Annotated in this window: 18 protein-coding genes and 2 tRNA genes; 7 read left to right on the forward strand and 13 right to left on the reverse strand. The window is 65.5% G+C overall.

Annotation, left to right across the window (positions count from 1 at the left end; genetic code table 11):
* Positions 1-4: 4 nt before the first annotated feature.
* Positions 5-427: a YchJ family protein gene (locus tag K254_RS0108850; RefSeq protein WP_026555063.1), complete on the reverse strand. Its 423-nt coding sequence runs from the start codon at positions 425-427 to the stop codon at positions 5-7.
* 75 nt (positions 428-502) lie between these two features.
* On the opposite strand from K254_RS0108850, the gene K254_RS0108855 reads away from it, so the two are divergent.
* The 7 genes from K254_RS0108855 (at position 503) to K254_RS0108880 (ending at position 6,295) form a co-directional block, all read left to right on the forward strand.
* Entirely contained in the window at positions 503-1,657 is a 1,155-nt protein-coding gene (locus K254_RS0108855) for a type III polyketide synthase (RefSeq protein WP_026555064.1), read from the forward strand.
* Entirely contained in the window at positions 1,654-2,385 is a 732-nt protein-coding gene (locus tag K254_RS0108860) for a class I SAM-dependent methyltransferase (RefSeq protein WP_081709976.1), read from the forward strand. Before K254_RS0108855 ends, K254_RS0108860 begins: the two co-directional genes overlap by 4 nt.
* Complete coding sequence (locus K254_RS0108865; protein WP_231391793.1) at positions 2,378-3,532, forward strand: FAD-dependent oxidoreductase; 1,155 nt, start codon at positions 2,378-2,380, stop codon at positions 3,530-3,532. The genes K254_RS0108860 and K254_RS0108865 overlap by 8 nt, the downstream gene beginning before the upstream one ends.
* 177 nt (positions 3,533-3,709) lie before the next feature.
* Positions 3,710-3,913, forward strand: a complete 204-nt coding sequence (locus K254_RS0108870) for a cold-shock protein (protein ID WP_026555067.1) — start codon at positions 3,710-3,712, stop codon at positions 3,911-3,913.
* A gap of 120 nt (positions 3,914-4,033) precedes the next feature.
* Entirely contained in the window at positions 4,034-4,597 is a 564-nt protein-coding gene (locus K254_RS0108875; RefSeq protein ID WP_026555068.1) for an isochorismatase family protein, read from the forward strand.
* 310 nt (positions 4,598-4,907) lie between these two features.
* Positions 4,908-5,390 (forward strand): DUF6318 family protein, encoded by a 483-nt coding sequence (locus K254_RS25660; protein ID WP_155848484.1) that lies wholly within the window; start codon positions 4,908-4,910, stop codon positions 5,388-5,390.
* 341 nt (positions 5,391-5,731) lie between these two features.
* A complete protein-coding gene (locus tag K254_RS0108880; protein WP_231391794.1) occupies positions 5,732-6,295 on the forward strand; it encodes a hypothetical protein in 564 nt (187 codons plus the stop codon).
* 92 nt (positions 6,296-6,387) lie between these two features.
* Here the strand turns inward: K254_RS0108880 and K254_RS0108885 are convergent, their stop codons facing one another.
* The 12 genes from K254_RS0108885 to obgE all read right to left on the reverse strand — a co-directional run bounded on the left by K254_RS0108885 (position 6,388) and on the right by obgE (position 16,403).
* Positions 6,388-7,224: an alpha/beta hydrolase gene (locus K254_RS0108885; protein ID WP_026555070.1), complete on the reverse strand. Its 837-nt coding sequence runs from the start codon at positions 7,222-7,224 to the stop codon at positions 6,388-6,390.
* Between the two features lie 103 nt (positions 7,225-7,327).
* Positions 7,328-7,723 (reverse strand): very short patch repair endonuclease, encoded by a 396-nt coding sequence (locus K254_RS0108890; protein WP_035749856.1) that lies wholly within the window; start codon positions 7,721-7,723, stop codon positions 7,328-7,330.
* 113 nt (positions 7,724-7,836) lie between these two features.
* Positions 7,837-7,912: transfer RNA gene (locus tag K254_RS0108895), tRNA-Ala, on the reverse strand.
* Between the two features lie 73 nt (positions 7,913-7,985).
* Positions 7,986-8,061 (reverse strand) — tRNA-Ala (locus tag K254_RS0108900).
* Positions 8,062-8,221: 160 nt separating this feature from the next.
* Positions 8,222-8,911, reverse strand: a complete 690-nt coding sequence (locus K254_RS0108905; protein WP_231391795.1) for a histidine phosphatase family protein — start codon at positions 8,909-8,911, stop codon at positions 8,222-8,224.
* 14 nt (positions 8,912-8,925) lie between these two features.
* Complete coding sequence (rsfS, locus tag K254_RS22540) at positions 8,926-9,363, reverse strand: ribosome silencing factor (RefSeq protein WP_051389001.1); 438 nt, start codon at positions 9,361-9,363, stop codon at positions 8,926-8,928.
* Positions 9,364-9,390: 27 nt separating this feature from the next.
* Positions 9,391-11,181 carry a hypothetical protein gene (locus K254_RS0108915; protein WP_155848485.1) on the reverse strand — a complete coding sequence of 597 codons (1,791 nt, stop codon included), beginning with the start codon at positions 11,179-11,181 and terminating at the stop codon, positions 9,391-9,393.
* A 7-nt stretch (positions 11,182-11,188) separates the two neighbouring features.
* Positions 11,189-11,806, reverse strand: coding sequence for a nicotinate-nucleotide adenylyltransferase (gene nadD, locus K254_RS0108920; protein ID WP_269209010.1), 618 nt, complete (start codon positions 11,804-11,806; stop codon positions 11,189-11,191).
* A gap of 49 nt (positions 11,807-11,855) precedes the next feature.
* Positions 11,856-12,101 (reverse strand): hypothetical protein, encoded by a 246-nt coding sequence (locus K254_RS0108925; protein ID WP_026555075.1) that lies wholly within the window; start codon positions 12,099-12,101, stop codon positions 11,856-11,858.
* A gap of 149 nt (positions 12,102-12,250) precedes the next feature.
* The gene (locus K254_RS0108930; RefSeq protein WP_026555076.1) at positions 12,251-13,531 is read right to left on the reverse strand and encodes a glutamate-5-semialdehyde dehydrogenase; all 1,281 of its coding nucleotides are present in this window, start codon (positions 13,529-13,531) and stop codon (positions 12,251-12,253) included.
* A 138-nt stretch (positions 13,532-13,669) separates the two neighbouring features.
* On the reverse strand, positions 13,670-14,827 hold the full coding sequence (gene proB, locus K254_RS0108935) for a glutamate 5-kinase (protein ID WP_026555077.1): 1,158 nt from the start codon (positions 14,825-14,827) through the stop codon (positions 13,670-13,672).
* Positions 14,817-16,403 carry a GTPase ObgE gene (gene obgE / locus K254_RS0108940; RefSeq protein ID WP_026555078.1) on the reverse strand — a complete coding sequence of 529 codons (1,587 nt, stop codon included), beginning with the start codon at positions 16,401-16,403 and terminating at the stop codon, positions 14,817-14,819. Before obgE ends, proB begins: the two co-directional genes overlap by 11 nt.
* Between the last annotated feature and the right edge of the window lie 48 nt (positions 16,404-16,451).

Below are 16,451 nucleotides of genomic sequence, written 5' to 3' on the forward strand. Positions count from 1 at the left end.
AAGTCTAGTCGAGGGCCAGGGCGTCAACGTAGTACCAGTGTCCGTCCCGGTGGCGGAAGCGGCTGGTTTCCTGCTGCTGGCCCGCGCCGTCGGGGTGGCGGTAGTAGGCACGGAAGGTGACGACGCCGTCGTCGTCGCCCACCTTCCCGCGGACGGTGTCCAGAATGTCCAGGCGGTACCAGCGCATGTCCTCATCCAGCTCAAGGTCGACCGGGCGGGTGGCGGGCCACCAGCTGCGCAGCAGGTAGTCTCCATCCCCCGTGGCGAAGGCCGTGAACCGCGAGCGCATGAGCGCCTCCGCGGTGGGCGCAGCGGAGTCGCCACTGAGATACCGGCCGCAGCACTCGCCGTAGGTGTTCCCGCTGAGGCAGGGGCAGCGGTCCTGTGCATCCGGGGTCCGTGGGAGCTTGGTCGGGGGCGTCGTCATGGGTCCATTATCCCCGCGGTGTTCCCCGTCCTTCGGCCTCCCTTGCCTGTCGGAGGGTGCGTGCAACAATGAACCATGACGGTGACGCTGATGTCTCTTCAAACCGCAGTTCCGCCCACCATCTTGGTGCAATCACAGGTACGTGACGTCTTTGCCGCGCAGCCTGGATTGACCCGGTTGGGGGCGCGGCTGGTGCAGACCTGCTTCGACTCCGCCGCCATCGACACGCGGCATACAGCGTTGGCCGAGCTGACCTTGGATTCCGACGTTGAGAATCCCGTCTTCTACGATCCCGCCACCGGTGGCCTGTTCAGCCCCAGCACCAAGACCCGCAATGACATCTTCGCCCGTGAGGCCACTCCCCTGTTCATCGAGGCCGCGCAGAAGGCTTTGGACGCCTGTGCAGGCATCGGCCCGGAGGATGTGACCCATGTTGTCACCGTCTCCTGCACCGGCTTCTTCAATCCCGGCCCGGACTACAAGGTGGTGCGCGGTCTGGGGCTGAGCCCCTCGGTGCAGCGCTACCATCTGGGGTTCATGGGCTGCTATGCCGCCTTCCCCGCACTTCGGGCCGCCGCGGCCTTTTGCCAAGCGGATCCAACGGCCGTGGTGCTGGTGGTTTCCGTCGAGCTGTGCAGCCTGCATGTGCGCTCCTCCTCCGATCCGGACACCATCATGGGCTCGGCCCTGTTCGGCGACGGCGCCGCGGCGGCCATTGTCAGCGCCCGGGAGCTGCCCCAGCCTCATGCCGTGGCCACCTTGGATGCCTTCGAAACCATCCTGACGCCGGTGGGTGAGGATGCCATGGCCTGGAACATTGGGGACGAGGGCTTTGAGATGGTGCTGGGCACCTACGTCCCGCACATCATCGATGACCACATTGTTGGCGCCTTGGCTCCGCTGCTGGGCACCGAGCCCGCCCTGGCCGCCGCGCCCTATGCGGACATCAAGCACTGGGCCATCCACCCCGGCGGCCGTTCCATCCTGGACAAGGTGGAGGCCAAGCTGGGGTTGAGCGAGGAGCAGCTGGTCCCGGCGCGCGCCATCCTGCGCAGCCACGGCAATATGAGCTCGGCCACTGTGTTGTTTGTCCTCAAACACATTCTGGAGAACGACGACGGCGTACCCGGTCCGGTTGGCGGAGCCGGCGAGCGCATTTGTTCCATGGCCTTTGGCCCGGGCCTGACAGTGGAGACGGCCCTGCTGACCAAGGTGGCACCGGCGCCATGACCACGGACCGCCAGCCTCCCTTCCCCCCGCTGGGGTTTCTGCGGCAGCGGGATGCGGAACTGCGCGAGGAGATGGACAGTCCCGATGCCGATCCGGAGGCCCTTGAGGCGACCTATGGGCACTTTGCCCGGGTCAACACCGCCGTCGCGGGCTGGCGGGGAGTCTACGAGGACCACATCCGCCCACTGCTCAGCGCCACCAAGCGGACGCATGCCCTGGACATCGGCAGCGGCGCCGGGGACATTGCGGCAGCGCTGGCCCGGTGGGCCCGCGCCGACTCCCTGCGCCTGCACATCACGGCCCTTGACCCGGATCCCCGCGCCCACAACTACGCCACCCGCCACCCCTCGGCCCTGGGGGTGGACTATTTGCAGGGACATTCGGCGGAGCTGGTGGCCAGGGGTGCACACTTCGACATCGTGATCTCCAACCACCTGTTGCACCACCTCTCCGCAGCCGAGCTGCAGAACCTGCTGTCCGACTCCGTCGCACTGTCCCGGCGGCTGGCCATCCACAGCGACATCCGCCGCCACCCAATGGCCTACGCCCTCTTTTCCGCCGGTACGCTGCCCTGGTTCCGCGGCTCCTTCATCCGGCACGACGGGCTGGCTTCCATCCGCCGCAGCTACACGGCCCAGGAACTGGCCCAGGTTGCACCCCCGGGGTGGACGGTTGAAACCCGGCCGCCCTTCCGGAACCTGCTGATCCACCGCGGCCCCGATGCCTGAGCCGGCCATGCTGGACGTTGCCATCGTGGGCGGCGGCCCCGTGGGCCTGTGCCTGGCCTCGCTTCTGGCGGCCCACGGCATCACGGTGGCAGTCTTCGAACAACGCCCCAGCAACGGCACCCACACCCGGGCGATAGGCATCCACCCGCCGGGACTGGCAGTCCTTGACACCATCGGTGCAGCCGAGCCCCTCCTGGCCAGGGGCATCAGGATCCAGCACGGCCGCGCCATTGCCCAAGGGCGAACGGTGGCGGGCATCGATTTCGCCCTCGCCGATCCCACCCGCCCCTATGTGCTGGCCGTACCCCAGCCCGTCACCCAATCGGTGTTGGAGGAACGGCTCGAGCAACTGGCTCCTGGCGCCCTGCACCGCGGCAGCCGGATCACCGCCGCCCACAGCTACGCAGACGAGGCCCGGTTGACGGGCACCGTTGGCGGCAAGACTCTTGCGGTGCGCTCGCGGTTTCTGGTGGGGGCCGACGGCGCCCGCTCCACCGTCCGCAGGCAGCTGGGCATCCCCACGCGGGCCTTCTCCTACCCAGACCACTATCTGATGGGCGATTTCCCCGCCGATGGTCTGGGCGAGGACACCGCACTGCTCTATCTCTCCTCTGACGGCATTGTGGAGTCATTCCCGCTGCCCCACGGAATCCGCCGCTGGGTGGCACGCATGCCCGGCCCCGTTGCCCAACCCAGCGCAGACCACCTGGCCGGCATCATCGAGGCCAGGACCGGCGTCGTCGTCTCCGCCGGGGAGCATTCGATGCTCAGCAGCTTTGGCGTGCGGGCACAGCTGGCCGGGTCCATGGTCCAGGGGCGTGCGGCGCTCATCGGCGATGCCGCCCACGAGATCAGCCCCATTGGCGGGTTGGGCATGAACCTAGGCTGGCTCGATGCCGCAGCACTGGCACCGATCATTGCGACGGCCCTGGCCGGCGGCACTGTGGGCGCCCAGCTTGACGTGTTTGAACGCAGCAGAATGGCAGCCGCTCGACGCGCCATGGGGCACTCAGCGCTGAATATGACATTGGGACGCCCGGCGCCCGAAACTGTTTTGAGGGCCCGAAACTCCTTGATTGGCGCGGTTCTTCGGCACCCAGCGGCCCAGACTGCGGTCGCCAAACGGTTCACCATGACCCAGCACTAGGTTTCCCGGCCATTCCCATGTAGACTGGAACGCAGTTGTAGTGTTGCGCATTTTGAATTTCAAGCGGCGAAACCCAATAGGGCTAGCCGCTTTTGTTGTAAAAGCGGAAAATGAACGCCGCAGCTGAGCGATTCCGACAGTCGGAGTCGCCTCACACTGAGTAAGGAAATATTCAAAATGGCAAAAGGTACCGTGAAGTGGTTCAACGCTGAAAAGGGCTTCGGCTTTATCGCTCCGGAAGACGGCAGCGCCGATGTCTTCGCTCACTACTCCGCAATCAACGCCGGCGGCTACCGCTCCCTCGAGGAGAACCAGGTTGTCACCTTCGAGACCGAGCAGGGCCCCAAGGGTCCCCAGGCCGTCAACATCCAGGTTGCATAGTCTTTAGACTTTTCTGACAGTAGGGCGGGAGATTTTCTCCCGCCCTACTGTTGTTTAACCACCCCGCTGGTCGAGCATGGAGACCCCGTGACCCTGCCGCCCAACTGGCAGACTAGTCCCATGGCTACCATTCCCGGGCACTCCAACACTGCCCTCCTCGTGATCGACATGCAGGTGGACGTTCTGGCCTGCTGCTTTGACCGGGACTCCATCATGGACCGGACCGCCGCACTGGTGAACCGGGCGCGGGCCGATTCGATCCCCGTCATCTGGGTGCAGCACGCCGACGAAGAGCTTGTCCACGGCAGCGACGGCTGGCAGATCGCCGCTCCCCTGGTTCCGCTGGACACCGATCCCAATATATTCAAGAACTATCGTGACTCGTTCGTCGAGACAACCCTCCGGGGTGTCCTGTCCGCCGCCAAAGTGTCGCGCCTGGTCATCGCCGGAGCCCAGAGCGACTACTGCGTACGCACCACGGCCCAGCGCGCCGCAGCCGACGGATACGACGTCGTTTTGGTCAGCGACTGCCACACCACCACCGACACGGAATTTGGCGGAGTCGGCGTCAGCGGCGAGCAGATCGTCGCGCACACCAACCAGTATTTCCAAGGCTTCCGCTACCCCGGACAGCAGATCGGCATCGCCACCCACGACGTCGTTGGCCTCGGCGGCCCGCTGTAGCCAGCGGGCAGAGCCGCAAACTGCCTGTGGAAAACCTTTGGACGCATCTCGTGATCTGCGCTACTTTTAACGCACCCAGCTCACGGATCACTTGGGGGATCGCATGGTCACATCGTCTCGGCCCACCAGTCCTGCTCGCCAGAGGGCTCCACGGTGGCCGCTGGGCGCCGCATTGGCCCTTGCCGCACTGATTCCGCTGGCCAGCTGCAGTGGCCCTGCAGAGGCCGGTGGAACACCCTCGACGGCGGGAGGTTCAACGAGTTCCGCGGCACCATCAGCGACGCTGACACCGACACCAACGGCCAAACCCGTGTACAAGCCGGCCGACGCATCCGGCCCCGCACAAAACGTCCCCGTCCCGGTCAAGCCGGCCATTGCTGATGAATTCTCCAAAGAAGGCATCGAGGCATTCGCCAAATATTGGTACGCGACGCTTGACTACGCATACGAAAGCGGTGATCTCGGTCCATTGGGCGCAATCACAGGGCCCAACTGTGAGGCGTGTGCAGGTGCTACAAAAACGGTGACGAAATGGTTTTCGGACGGAAGATGGATAGCCGGCGGGCGGTTTGACATCTCAGCAACTCAATCCAAATTTGTAGAAACTGATGAAGGTCTCTATCAAGTGATTATTCAGCTGAAATTGGAAGAGGCCTCGTTCTATGGAACGGACGGCAAACTTAGCAACACTGTTCCTGCCTCTGCACTCCTCGGCGACATCATCGAAGCGCGCCACGATGGTCATACTTGGAAAGCGGAAAACGTCGCGCACATGTTCGGCGCAGGTTCATGACACGCAAGAATCTAGTCACTTCGTCACTATCAATAGTGGTCCTGGCCATGGTGCTAGGACTACCGATGGGGCAGCCACAGGCTCGTGCCGACGATTCAGGTGACATTGGCAATACTTGGACTGGCGAGGGGGTCGGTAGTCAAGGGTGGCATCTAGACCCCGGATCCGGGGAATGGACGGATGCTCCAATTTTTGGTCCAGAAGATCCATACCAGTATTCATACACATTGCTTTGCTTGGACAAGAACGACAGTTTTAGTCTTTCCTGCCGCGAGCAGTTGCGGCTCTGTTCAGCGGGTGACGACGGTCAACTTGTCCAGTGGTTGCAATCAATAAAGCTCTTGGATCCTCCGGTCTACGAAAACGTCGGCAATCCAACGTGCGTCTACGACACCAAGCCCCGGGACATCCTGGAGGAAATCGCCGCCCAGATCCAGCATGAGTTCCAGCAATCCCCCGTCATCGCAGCAAGCGTAGCCAGCCAGCCGGGCCCACACACGCTCCGCGGCGCCGAAACAAACTTCTACGCAACCGCCGTCGAGCAGTCCTTTGACATCACCCTGCTGGGCCAGCGCGTCCACATCACCGCCACGCCGATTGCCTACACGTGGAACTATGGCGACGGCGCAATGCTCGGGCCCACGCCGTACCCCGGCGCTCCCCTGCCGGAGGACCGCTGGGGTGAAGCTACGCAGACAAGCCACATCTACACGCAGACAGGCGACTACTCTGCCGCGGTCACCACGCATTTCAGGGGCACGTACAGCGTCAATGGCGGCCCGGACCTGCCCATCCCCGGCCAGGGTGATTTCACCTCCGCAGGACTGCCCCTGAGCGTCTGGCGGTCCATCACCAAGAACTACGCGGACAATTGCCTGCAGAACCCCCGGGGAAACGGCTGCTAGGTAGACGAACCACGTCCGGATTCATCGTGGATCGGCCAGCAACATTGCGCCATCCATTGCCGCGATTCACGGCTCCGCCCACCGCCTTGTTGCTATCGCCACAGCCAGCGGAGGGCGTCGGGGAGCAGGACACCGCCGTGGTTGGGGCTGTGTCCGCCGTCGCCGAGGGTGAGGCGGAAGTCGTAGCCGGCTTCGGCAAGCGCCGCCGCAACGTGGAGGTTGCTTGACAGCCAGTTCCGGTCCGGCTCGTTCCATTGCAGGTCACGGTGGCCGGCCTGCAAGAAGATCCGGAGCGGTTTGCCGGGAGTGCCTGAGATTAGTTGGGGGTACGGATTTCCGCCGGGCATCTGCGCGAAGCTGGACAGGAACCCGATGACGCGGCGGAACCTGTCGGAGCGCACCCACGCGGCGGTGAAGGCGCAATTGCCGCCACTGCTGCCACCGCAAATCCCCCATGCGTCCGGATCCTCGGAGATCGAGTAGCGCGCGGTGACTTGCGGGATGATCTCGGTCAGCAGGAACTCGACGTACCGGTCATCGAACGCGTCATATTCATTGTTGCGGTTCTTCGGCTGTGCGCTGCCGGCGAATATTCCCGGGTCGACGAAGACGCCGATGGTAACCGGAATGTCGCCGTTGTGGATGAGATTGTCCAAGACAATCCCACCGCGGACCTCCCCGTCCGGGTCGAGATACAAGCGTCCGTCCTGGAAAACCATCAGAGAAGCCGGCTCGTCTTGGCGGTACTGGCTCGGGACATGGATCCAGAATTTCCGGGAGGTACCGGGATAGACCGTGCTCTGGTTCCACTGGAATTCGAATGTCTCGCCCGCGGGCACGCCCGGCCGCCGAATGGAGTCAGGTCCGTGGGCGTAGCGTACGGAGGACTGGTCAACCGGAAGCGGTTGGTATGGGAGCTCGATGGTCACAGTAGGGAAGTCTAGTGGTCTGTCTCGGCATCACCTCTTGTCACGGTTCGCCTTCCGATGGTCCACATGTAGTGGGATCGGTCCACTTTTGATGAGCCAGAAGTCAGTCCAAGAAGCCGCGCAGCCTCAACAGCAGTTCGTCGGTGTCTGCCATTTCGCACTCCCACACGGTCAGCACGCCCCAGCTCCGGTCTTGAAGCAGGCGAAGGTTGGCGGCGTCCCGTTCGATGGTCCGAAGGCGCTTGGCAGCCCAAAACTCGGCGTTGTTGGCCGGAGCATGCTGGCCAGACGGGCAGCTGTGGGTGTGCCAGAAGCACCCATTGACGAAAATGACCTTGTGGCGGCCGCGAAACACCACATCCGGCCGCCCGGGAAGGTCCATCGCGTGGAGCCGGTATCCGTAGCCGGATCCGTGAAGGAGCCGGCGCACCACCATCTCCGGCTTCGTGTTCTTGCCGCGAATCCTGCTCATGGTGCGGTGCCGCTGCTCCGGCGTCATGTTGTCCACAGTGGCAGCAATCTTACGCGGGTTCACAGCGGAAGTACCTGGTCAGGGACTCCGGGCAAACAAAAAACACCCTGGTCCGAAGACCAGGGTGTTTCCCACCTATATGGTGGAGCTGAGGGGACTCGAACCCCTGACCCCCTGCATGCCATGCAGGTGCGCTACCAGCTGCGCCACAGCCCCAATTGCAAAACAATTGGTTTTACATTCTCAAACAAAAGCCACACTAACTTATCACAGTTTATTGTGACCCGCTTGGTGGAGCTGAGGGGACTCGAACCCCTGACCCCCTGCATGCCATGCAGGTGCGCTACCAGCTGCGCCACAGCCCCAAACGGTTGTTATTTCCTCCGGGTTTCTCTCCCGGCCGAAGCAACTCGTCTATCTTAGAACACGATTTCGCCATGTGCCAAATCGAGCGAAATGACTGTCGATTTCACCGGAATTGCCGGCTTTTTGACGGCGCGCCACGTGCCTGTCCCAAGAAGGCAATTAGTCCTCAACCTCGTCCGCGGGCTGGGGCAGCGTGCCGGCGTTGTGCTCCGTGAGCTTCCACTGGATCGAACCGGGATCGGAAGAACCTGACACCTCCTCCAGAACCGACCAATTGCAATTGGACAGCCCGGAGAGGATCGACCAGTGCTCCACCGGCAGCCCCAAGAGGTGGGCAATCCCCACGCGTGCAGCACCGCCATGCGTGGCGACAACCACTGTCTCCCCCGGTGCCAGGCCTTCCACGGCAGCCAGCACACCCTCGCGAAGCCTGTGGGCAACCTCTTGGCGGGTCTCTCCCCCACCGGCCCGCACGGAGGTGTCATCGCGCTCCCACAGAGCGGTGTCCTCGGGATAGGCGGCCTTGATGTCGGCAAAGGCCATTCCCTCCCAATCGCCGCCATCCGTCTCCCGGAGCCTGGGATCAATGGACACGGGCAGTCCGGTCAACCGGCCAAGGTAGCGGGCGGTGTCGCGGGCGCGCCCAAGATCCGAGGAAACGATGCGGCTCGGGTGCAGTCCGGACAGCAGCCGGGCGGCCTTGTGGGCCTGTGCCCGGCCAACCTCATCGAGCGGAATGTCCGTCTGGCCTTGGAACCTGCCGGCGGCATTCCATGACGTGCGCCCATGGCGCCATAAAACAACCCGCCGGCGCAGGCCGGCGGGTTGTAGTGAAGCGGTGATTTCCACGGACTAGGCGAAGACTAGTTGGCCGTGGTGGCGTCGTCGCCGGACTCGGCGGCGGGCTCAGCAGCCGCGGCGCTCTTGAGCGACGGGTCTGCCGCGTCGAGCTGAAGGTCCACAGTGGGGCAGTCCTTCCACAGGCGCTCCAGAGCGTAAAAGACACGGTCTTCCTCGTGCTGGACGTGGACGATGATGTCCGCGTAGTCCAGCAGGACCCAGCGGCCCTCGGAACGGCCTTCACGGCGCACGGGGCGCAGGTCCAGCTTGAGCAGTTCCTCTTCGATGCCGTCAACGATGGCGTTGACCTGGCGCTCGGTGGGTGCCGAGGCGATGAAGAAGATGTCCGTGATGGCCAGGTGGTCGCTCACATCGAGGGCGATGACATCCTGGGCAAGCTTTTCCGAAGCTGCGCGGGCTGCTGCCCGTACCAGGTCGATGGAGCTTTGAGTTGCGGTCACTATATTCCTTTTGGTTGGTGCAATGGCTTAGGGCGCCAAAGACGAAATGATCATGGCAATTCCTGCAATAAGTGCTGCGGCTCCGGCCGCGATGCTGCCCCATTGGATGAGGCGGTTGCGCTGCGTGCGGCCCAACCCGGCGGTGATGGCATCCAGCGGCTCCAGGCCGTGGGCGCTTTCGGCGGGCAGCGGAGGCATTTCCGTGCGCTCCACAGGGGCCTTGGCTGCGGTCTTTCCACCGCGGGCCACGGCCTCGGCACGCTTGAGCACGCGGGTGTGGCCCGTCGGTGGCCGGCGGCTGGTGCCCGGGTGGGCGTGTGCCGCCAGTGCCGAGTCGATGGCGGGGTCGAGCCCACCCGTGATCGAGGGCGCCGCAACGCTCTTGCGGGCAGCCGGAGCGCCGGGCTTTGCGGCCGACGGCGCTGAGGCCGCAGGCTTTGCGGCGGCAGCCGCCTTGGAGGCAGTGGCGGGCTTGGCGCCCAGCGGGCTGTGCGTCTTGGCCTGGGCTGCAGCGGTCCGGCTCTGCTGCCTGGGCGTGGAACGGGTGATGACCGGCACGTGCGAGGTGCTGGGCGGTCGAAGCACGGGGTTGTCGACGCCGGGCACGCGGATGAACTCCAGCGGTGTCACCATGGCCAGGTTGTGGGCCGAGGTGGGGTCGTTCACCGGCGGACGGCTGTTGGCACCCTCCTGGGCCAGGCGTTCCCTATCGGCGGCACGGCGGTTCAGGACCGCCGCGCGCTCGGCCAGGGCACGCTGCTGCGCCAGGACCTCCAGGTCCACATGCAGCGGGTCGGCAGCCGCCGGGCCCGCCAGGGCATCCAGCTGGCTGGTGGCATCGTTCACCAGGGCATTGCGGGCCGCCAGTGCCGCCTCGACGGACATGGGCTCGGCGCTGCGCTTGGACGGCTTTGTCTTGGTGCTGCCGGCCGTGGGCTGCCGTGCAGCTTCGCCGGGGCCGACGGCGGAAGTGGTGGCGGGGTAGCTCAGGCCGGACTTGCCGGCGGCAAGGGGCGCGGAGCGGCGGCCGGACCGGGAGGCAGCGCGGGCCTCGGCAGGCTGCTGCACGGGCGCGGCCTGCTTGGCAGCGGGCACCGCCGCCTGCATGGCCGTCCGGGGCGCTTGGACCGGCGGCATCGGCTTGGAACCTACGGGCGATTTGGCCTTGGCTGCAGCCGTGGGGACCGGGGCGGTGGGCTTGGCCGGGGTCGGCACGGCCTTGGGCGCCGCAGGCCTGGCCTGGACTATCGGCGTCAACGATGTGGCAGGCGCCTTGGCAGAAACAATGGGCGTGGCAGACGTGGCGGGGCCGGGTGTCGAAACACGGGCCGGGGGCACGATCTGGTTGACGCTGGTGATGGGGGCGCGGTCCGCCTCAAGCTGGGCGATCCGCATGGCACGCCGTGACGGCAGATCCGCCGCAGGAGCCGGCTCGGCCAACTCCTTGTAGGCACGCAGGGTTGCCCTGTCGCGGGCACGGGTCTGCGAGGAGCGTTCGCGGGGCGCCTCGTCCACCGAAGCAGCCGGTGCTGCCGGAGCCGCCGATGCGGCGGGAACAGCGCCAGGTGCGGCAGACGCCGTCGAGCCTTGCTGTTCTCCCGTGCGGCGGCCGCGGCGGGCAGGGGCGGAATCAGCCGGAGCAGACACTGCCGGCGCCGATTTGGCCGCGGGCGCCGGCTTGTCCACCGGCGCTGGAATCTTCGGGGCAGACGCCAATGGCACCGCCGGGTTTCCCCTTGCGGCGCTTGCCTGCTCCTGCTGGCCTGATTCGCGCCGTAGATCCCTACGGCTGCGGATGGGCTCGGATTCCTTGCTCATTCACTACTCATTCAGTACTAGAACTCACCTGCAAGTGGTCCCCGAGGCTGTGCCCGTTCGACTCCACATACAGCCGGTGTTTTGCGATGTACTGCACCACGCCGTCCGGCACCAGGTACCAAACGGGGTTGTGCTCTTGGACGCGCCGGCGGCAATCAGTGGAAGAGATCGCCATGGCAGGCACCTCCAACAAACTTACGTCCGACCGGCCCAAATCGTCGAGAACGTGGCCCGGGCGCGTCACGCCCACAAAATGGGCCAGCGACCAGAGTTCGTCCGAATCCTTCCACGAAAGGATCTGGGCCATCGCGTCCGCACCAGTGATGAAGTACAGGTCCGCATCCGGGCGCAGCCGGTGCAAATCCCGCAGCGTATCAATGGTGAACGTCGGTCCCGGGCGGTCGATGTCCACACGGCTCACGGTGAAACCAGGGTTGGCCGCCGTCGCGATCACCGTCATCAGATAGCGGTGTTCGGCGGGGCTGACGTCGCGGTTGGACTTCTGCCACGGCTCACCCGTGGGGACGAAGATCACCTCGTCCAGTTCAAAAACGGCCGCCACTTCACTGGCAGCCACCAAGTGGCCGTGATGGATGGGATCAAACGTCCCACCCATCACGCCCACCCGGAAGCGCTTTCGGGCACCCTCGACCGAGGCCGCCCGATCGATCGACTTAGTGATCGGACGCTGCCTGGCCCTGGCCGTGGTCGTGCTTGTTGGTGTGCTGGCGGTGCGGGTCAGCGTGCTCGGCGTGTGCCTCGTGGCGGTTGCCAAGGTTGCTGAAGGACATGGTGATGAACATCAGCAGCAGCAGGAACCCCAGCATCACGCCACCGATGACGATCGGCGGCGCAATCAGCGGCGCCAGTTCCTCGTGTTCGACGTTTGCAAGGACGACGCCGGCAAGCTGGGTCAGCATGTTTCTCCCCTAGGTGGTGGGCCGGGCACGATAGGTCGGTGCCTGGCCATAGATGTTTCGGACTTCCCTCTATGGTACGCGGTGTTGGGCGGGGGCGCTGGCACGCTGCCTGCACCCACCGCCCTTTGCCACGTGTTGAGAGGGGAGGCTTAGCCGCGGATCTGGCCCTCGCCCTGGACAATCCACTTGGTGGTGGTCAGTTCCGCAAGGCCCATCGGGCCGCGGGCGTGCAGCTTCTGGGTGGAAATGCCCACCTCGGCGCCGAGGCCCATTTCGCCGCCGTCGGTGAAGCGGGTGGATGCGTTGACGATCACTGCGGCGGAGTCGATTTCGGCGACAAAGCGCTCGGCGTTGGCCAGATCATTGGTGATGATGGCCTCGGTGTGGCCCGTGCTCCAGCGGCGGATGTGCGCCACGGCGTCGTCCAGGGTGTCCACCATGGCGACCGCAAGATCCAGGTCCATGTACTCGCGGGCCCAATCGTCGTCGTCGGCCTCGGTGGCCGTGAGCCCAGCCGGAAGCGCTGCCATGATGCGGGGATCCACGTGCAGGCGGACGCCTGCGGCGGCCAGGGCCTTGAGCACGGGGGCGAGCACCGTGGCGTCCTTGTGGACCAGCAGGGTCTCCACCGTGTTGCAGACGCTGGGGCGCTGGGTCTTGGCGTTGAGCAGGATGTCCACGCTCATATCTGCGGCGGCGCTCTTGTCCAGGTAGATGTGGACGTTGCCCTCACCGGTTTCGATCACCGGCACGGCGGCATTGGTGACAACCGTCTGGATCAGCTCGCGGCCGCCGCGGGGAATGAGGACATCCACCCGGCCGCGGGCACGCATCAGCACATTGGCGCCCTCGCGGCCGTACTGGTCGACGCTCTGGACAGCGTCGGCGGGCAGGCCCACCTTGTCCAGAGCCTCGCGCAGGATCGCCAGCAGGGCGTTGTTGGTGTTCGCGGCCGCGGATCCCCCACGAAGGATCACGGCGTTGCCGCTCTTCAGGGCCAGCCCGGCGATGTCCACCGTGACGTTGGGGCGGGCCTCGTAGATGGCCGCCACCACACCCATGGGAACGTTGATTTGGCGCATGCGGAGTCCATTGGGCAGGGTCTGGCCGCGCACCACATTGCCCACCGGATCCGGCAGCGAGGCGAGGTTCTCCAACGCCGCGGCCAATCCTGCGACGCGGTCCTTGGTCAGGGTGAGGCGGTCCAGCATGGCGGCGGAGGTTCCGTTGGCACGGCCCTCGGCCAGATCCAGGGCATTGGCCTCGATGATGGAGGCCTGGTTTGCCACCAATGCCTCGGCAATAGCGTGCAGGCCCTTGTCCTTCCAGGACCGGTTGGCACGGGCCATCTTGCGCGAGGCCGTCCGCGCCCGATCGGCAATCGCATGGACAGCCTCAGTCACGTCCTGTTCAACAATCTGCTCACTCATGGCACCAGTTTAGGCCAGCCCACCCGGCCGGGCACCAGTGGGGTCCGCACTGTGACACCGTGCAAACGCATGTGGGGCGCGCCAACTGTCGAAAACCCGTGGATTTTCGACAGTTGGCGCGCCCCACATGGGATAGCGCTAGATGAGGATGAGATCGTCCGTGTGGATGACTTCGCGCTCGTACTCGGGGCCCATCTCTTCGGCCAGTTCCTTGGTGCCGCGGCCGAGCATGCCGGGCAGCTCCGCCGAGGAGTAGTTCACCAGGCCGCGGGCAATGACCACGCCGTGGCTGTCCGTCAGTTCGACGGCGTCGCCGGCCTCAAACGTCCCGCTCACCCCGGTGATCCCAGCCGGGAGCAGGGACTTGTGGCGGTGCCGGACGGCCTTCACAGCGCCGTCGTCGAGCATCACTGAACCGCCGATGTCTGCCAGGTGGGCCAGCCACAGCAGGCGGACGGGCCGGCGCGGACCGGTGACGGAGAACCAGGTTCCCACGTCCTCCCCCGCCAGCGCGGCGGCCGCGTTGGCCGTGGAGGTGACGAGGGCGGGGATGCCCGTGTCGGCCACGATGGAGGCGGCCTGGATCTTGGTGGCCATGCCACCGGTGCCCACACCTGCTCCACCGGTGCCGCCAATGACAATGTGCTCCAGATCCTCGGGACCTGCCACGTGGCTGATGCGCTTGGCACCATCCTTCGGCGGACCGTCGTAGACGGCGTCGACGTCGGAGAGCAGCACCAGCGCATCGGCCTTGACCAGATGCGCCACCAGGGCTGCGAGGCGGTCGTTGTCGCCAAAGCGGATCTCGTGGGTGGCCACCGTGTCGTTCTCATTGACGATGGGCACCACGCCGAGGTTGAGCAGGCGCTCCAGGGCGCGGTGTGCGTTGATGTGCTGGGTGCGGCGGATCAGATCCTCCGCCGTCAGCAGCACCTGGCTGACCGTCACGCCATGCACGCCGAAGGCATGGTTGTAGCGTGCCATCAGAAGCCCCTGGCCTACGCTGGCAGCAGCCTGCTGGGTGGCCAGGTCCTTCGGCCGGCGGGCCAGCCCCAAGGGGGCCAGACCGGCGGCGATGGCGCCGGAGGAGACCACGATGACCTCGGTGCCGGCGTTGCGCCGGGCAGCGAGGACATCCGCCAATGCCGTCAGGGCCTCGTCGGAGATGCCGCCGGACACGGTGGTCAGGGACGACGATCCGACCTTGACCACGATGCGTCCGGCCGTGGCAATGCTCCCCCGGTCTCCGAGCACCACGGGCAGTTCACCCACGGATGCGACAGACTCAGTCGTCATCGCCCAGCTGGCTTTCGCGAACCATGTTGACATCCTTGCGCTTGCGGCTGGTGGACTCCGTCCAGATGCCGGCCTTGCGCTCTGCCTCGAGCTCGGCACGGCCCGCCGCCTTGGCGTCGCTGCGCTCGGCCTGCTCTTCCTTCTTCTGCGCACGCGTGGGGCGGTCGCCCATCTCGGCGATGCGGAGGTCGGTGCCACGCGGGGAGGCCAGGTGCTCGGCACCACCCATCATGGTGGGCTCCCAGTCGAAGACCATGCCATCGCCCTCGCCAATGACGACGGTGTCGCCCGGCTTGGCGCCGCTCTTGAACAGCTGGGTTTCAACACCCAGCTTGGCCAGACGGTCCGCGAGGTAGCCGATGGCTTCCTCGTTGGTGAAGTCCGTCTGCAGCACCCACTTCTCCGGCTTGTCGCCGATGACGCGGAACAGCGGCTCGAGGTTCTTCTCCTCGCGGCGGATCCGGAAGCCTGCCTCGTTGACGGCGCGCGGGCGCAGCACAACGGGCTGGACCTTCGGCGGTGTCGTCTTGACCTCATTGCGGGCATTCTGGACGATCTCGGCCATGGCGAAGCCCAGCTGGCGCAGGCCCTCGTGGCTGGCAGCGGAGATTTCAAACACGCGGTAGCCGCGGGCTTCCAGATCGCCGCGGACAAACTCGGCCATGTCGCGGCCGTCGGAGGTGTCGATCTTGTTCAACGCCACCAGCTTGGGGCGCTCGTTCAGCGGGACGACGTCGCCGTCGACGCCGGCGAAGCTCATGTCCACCGCGTAGCGGTCCAGCTCCTGTTCGATGATGGCCAGGTCGGAGAGCGGATCGCGGTCCGACTCCAGGGTGGCGCAGTCCAGCACGTGCACCAGAGCGGCGCAGCGCTCCACGTGGCGCAGGAAGTGGTGGCCGAGGCCCTTGCCCTCGCTGGCGCCTTCGATCAGACCCGGGACGTCGGCAATGGTGAAGCGGACGTCGCCGGCTTCCACCACACCTAGGTTCGGGATCAGGGTGGTGAAGGGGTAGTCGGCAATCTTGGGCCGTGCCGCAGACATCGCGGCAATGAGGGAGGACTTGCCGGCGGACGGGAAGCCCACCAAGGCGATGTCTGCAATGGACTTCAGTTCGAGGACGACGTCGCGCGACTCGCCGGGAACACCCAGCAGGGCGAAGCCGGGGGCCTTGCGCTTCTGCGAGGACAGCGAGGAGTTGCCCAGGCCGCCCTGGCCGCCGGCAGAGGCAATGTATTCGGTGCCTTCGCCCACGAGGTCGGCCAGAACCTGGCCGTCCTTGGTCTTCACGACGGTGCCATCGGGAACGTTGAGGATCAGCGTCTCGCCGGTCTTGCCGTTGCGCCAGTCGCCCATGCCGGGGCCGCCATTGCTGGCGTGGCGGTGCGGGGCGTGGTGGTAGTCCAGCAGGGTGGTGGTCTGGTCGGACACGCGCAGGATGACGTCGCCGCCGTCGCCGCCGTTTCCGCCGTCCGGCCCACCGAGGGGCTTGAACTTTTCGCGCTTCACGGAGACGCAGCCATGGCCACCTGTCCCGCCGGATACGTGCAATACAACCCGGTCAACAAAGCTGGCCAATGGAGTCTCCTTTATTTTTCTGCGTTCAAGCCAAGTTTAGCTGCCGCA

It is taken from the genome of Arthrobacter sp. 35W (assembly GCF_000482545.1).
Taxonomy (GTDB): domain Bacteria; phylum Actinomycetota; class Actinomycetes; order Actinomycetales; family Micrococcaceae; genus Specibacter.